At 73.7% G+C, this 3,210-nt stretch carries 5 protein-coding genes; 4 read left to right on the top strand and 1 reads right to left on the bottom strand.

The features are described from left to right. On the bottom strand, nt 1-415 hold a 415-nt coding region (locus tag ACLIYP_RS29900; protein WP_412716211.1), incomplete at its 3' end, for a hypothetical protein. 259 nt (nt 416-674) lie between these two features. Between ACLIYP_RS29900 and rimP the strand changes: the two genes are divergently transcribed. The 4 genes from rimP to ACLIYP_RS29880 form a co-directional block, all read left to right on the top strand. Then, entirely contained in the window at nt 675-1,226 is a 552-nt protein-coding gene (gene rimP / locus ACLIYP_RS29895; protein ID WP_412716210.1) for a ribosome maturation factor RimP, read from the top strand. A gap of 2 nt (nt 1,227-1,228) precedes the next feature. Further along, nucleotides 1,229-2,254 (top strand): transcription termination factor NusA, encoded by a 1,026-nt coding sequence (nusA, locus tag ACLIYP_RS29890; protein ID WP_412716209.1) that lies wholly within the window; start codon nt 1,229-1,231, stop codon nt 2,252-2,254. 74 nt (nt 2,255-2,328) lie between these two features. Continuing rightward, complete coding sequence (locus tag ACLIYP_RS29885; protein WP_412716208.1) at nt 2,329-2,607, top strand: YlxR family protein; 279 nt, start codon at nt 2,329-2,331, stop codon at nt 2,605-2,607. 170 nt (nt 2,608-2,777) lie between these two features. Continuing rightward, on the top strand, nt 2,778-3,210 hold a 433-nt coding region (locus ACLIYP_RS29880), incomplete at its 3' end, for a translation initiation factor IF-2 N-terminal domain-containing protein (protein ID WP_412716207.1).

Below are 3,210 nucleotides of genomic sequence, written 5' to 3'. Positions count from 1 at the left end.
GTTCGGCTTTCGCGAGGGCGCTCAGCGCGCGCCCGGGGTCGGCGGGCACGCCCGCCCCGGCGCCCCGGGCGGCCTTCGGGGACGGCGAGCCGCCCGGGCTCCCCGAGGCCTTCGGGCTCCCGGGACCGCCGGACTCCGTCCCGCCGAAGGCCCTCACATGCCGTGCCACGTCCGCCCGCAGCGGCTCCAGCCGCCCGGCCAGGTCCGGGTGCGCGGCGAGGGTGCGGTCGTAGCGGGCCAGCAGCGCGGCACTGCCGCGCGCGGCGGCACGGCGCAGCCGCTCGTCCGCGGAGGCGAGCCTGCGCTCGGCGGCCGTCGGCCTCTCCCGCGAGCATCCGGTCAGCAGCAGCGCGGCGGCGCCCGTCACACCGGTGGCCAGCAGGCTCCGCCGGCGGGGACGCGGGTCGATCGGCACGGGCGCTCCCAGGGGAGGTGGTTCGGCGGCGCGGGGGACGGGCGGCGATCACCGCGGGTGTGAGCGTACCCGTGTTCGCACCGTCCCCCTCGGCGGGGCACCGCCGCGCCCCGCGCGTGCCCCGTGCGGGGGACGGCCGCCCGGCGCAGCGCCTCCGGCCGTCTGGTCGGCGCAGCCCGCGGCAGACGATAGGCTTGACCCCCGTAACCCCAGGACTGGACGTTCCCACAACAGCACACGCGGCCGAGGAGTCACCCGGATGAGCACCACCCAGAGCGAGAGGCTGCGAGGACTGCTGGAGCCGCTCGTCACCGCCAGGGGGCTGGATCTCGAGGAGATCGCAGTGACCCCGGCCGGAAGAAGGCGGGTGCTGCGCGTCGTGGTGGACTCCGACGAGGGCGTGCAGCTCGACACCTGCGCGGAGCTGAGCCGCGAGGCGTCCCAGGCGCTGGACGAGACCGACGTGATGGGCGGCGCCCCGTACGTCCTGGAGGTCACCTCACCCGGCACCGACCGCCCGCTGACCGAGCCGCGGCACTACCGCCGCGCCGTCGGCAGGCTGGTCAGGGCGCAGCTGGCGGAGGAGGCGGGCGGCGGCGAACTGGTCGCCCGCGTCGGCGCCGCGGACGAGGACGGCGTGGACGTGGAGGTGCCCGGCGTCAAGGGGCGCAAGGCCACCGCCCGCCGGCTCGCCTACACCGAGATCGCCAGGGCCCGGGTGGAGATCGAGTTCAACCGCAAGGCCGCCGAGAAGGCCGAGAAGGCGCGTCAGGCTGCGGCCTCTGACGAAGAGAGCCAGGAGGAGGCGTAGCCGTGGACATCGACATGAGTGCCCTGCGGGGTCTGGTGAGGGAGAAGGAGATCTCCTTCGACCTGTTGGTCGAGGCGATCGAGGCCGCTCTCCTCATCGCGTACCACCGCACCGAGGGAAGCCGCCGCCAGGCCCGTGTGGAGCTGGACCGCTCCACCGGCCATGTGACGGTGTGGGCCAAGGAGGATCCGGCAGACCTGCCCGAGGGCGCCGAGCCGCGCGAGTTCGACGACACCCCCTCGGGATTCGGCCGGATCGCCGCGACCACCGCCAAGCAGGTCATCCTGCAGCGCCTGCGGGACGCCGAGGAGGAGGTCACCCTCGGCGAGTACGCCGGACGCGAGGGCGACATCGTCGCGGGAGTCGTCCAGCAGGGGAAGGATCCGCGCAGCGTCCTCGTTGACATCGGCAGGCTCGAGGCGATCCTGCCCCCGCAGGAGCAGGTGCCCGGCGAGGACTACTCGCACGGCACCCGGCTGCGCACCTATGTCGTGCGGGTCGCCAAGGGAGTCCGCGGCCCGTCGGTGACGCTCTCGCGCACACATCCCAATCTGGTGAAGAAGCTCTTCGCCCTGGAGGTGCCCGAGATCGCGGACGGCTCGGTGGAGATCGCTGCCATCGCACGCGAGGCCGGGCACCGCACCAAGATCGCGGTACGGTCCACCCGTCCGGGCCTGAACGCCAAGGGCGCGTGCATCGGCCCGATGGGCGGCCGGGTGCGCAACGTGATGGCCGAGCTGCAGGGCGAGAAGATCGACATCGTGGACTGGTCGGACGATCCGGCGGAGATGGTGGCCAACGCGCTCTCACCCGCCCGGGTGAGCAGGGTGGACGTCGTGGACGCCGCGGCCCGGTCGGCCAGGGTCACGGTGCCCGACTACCAGCTCTCGCTGGCGATCGGGAAGGAAGGGCAGAACGCCCGGCTCGCCGCCCGGCTCACCGGCTGGCGGATCGACATCCGCCCGGACACCGAGCAGGGCGGGGAACGCGGCGGGGAACGCCGTGAGAGCGGCGCGGAGAGGGGCTGAGAGGCCTGTCACCGTCCGTACCGCCGCGGCGACCCCGCCAACGGCGCAATCCGCGCGGGGAGGTAGACTGAAGAGTGTCTGACCGGACGCGCGCCCGCGCATGCCCTGAACGCACCTGTGTGGGTTGTCGGGAGCGGTCGGGCAAGGGCGATCTGCTGCGTGTGGTGCTGGTCGGGGACAGATGCGTTCCGGACCATCGCGGTACGCTGCCCGGCCGGGGCGCTTATCTGCACCCCGCACCGACCTGTGTCGACCTGGCGGTCCGCCGCCGGGCGTTCCAGCGGGCCTTCCGGGCCGGCGGACCGCTCGATACCGCGGAGCTGCTGCAGGCAGTACCGCGGGCAACACCGTAAGACAGCAAGCACGCACGACGGCCCGTACGGCACCCCGCCGTACGGGAGAGGTACCTCGCGAGTTGGAAGTAGGTCGAGATTGCGATGAGCACTCGATGAGTACGCGATGAGTACGCCCATGCAGTAGCGAAGGTCCGGCGGAAGAATCCCCCCGGACCGTAAGGAGCGAAGTGGCTAAGGTCCGGGTATACGAGCTCGCCAAGGAGCTTGGAGTCGAGAGCAAGGTCGTCATGGCCAAGCTCCAGGAACTCGGTGAATTCGTCCGTTCGGCGTCCTCGACGATCGAGGCGCCGGTGGTACGCAAGCTGACCGACGCGTTCGACGCGGGCAACGGCGCCGGAGGCGCCAAGAAGTCCGCCGCGAAGCCCGCCGCCCCCCGCAAGGCGGCCCCCAAGCCGGGCGCCCCGAAGCCGGGTGCCTCCGCACCCCGCCCGGGTGCCCCCAAGCCCGGCGCGCCCAAGCCCCCGGCCCCCGCGGCCGAGGCGCCCAGGAGCGCGCCCCAGAAGAACGTCCCGGGTCCGGGCCCGGCGCCCGCCAGGAGCGGCCCGACCCCGCCCGCCCCCGGGCCGCGTCCCGCCCCGGCACCCCGAGCGGGGGCAGCCG

It is taken from the genome of Streptomyces nanhaiensis, from assembly GCF_046614825.1.
Lineage (GTDB): Bacteria > Actinomycetota > Actinomycetes > Streptomycetales > Streptomycetaceae > Streptomyces > Streptomyces radiopugnans.
The sequence above is the reverse complement of the archived record's forward strand: the minus strand, read 5'-3'. Positions and strand labels throughout refer to the sequence as shown.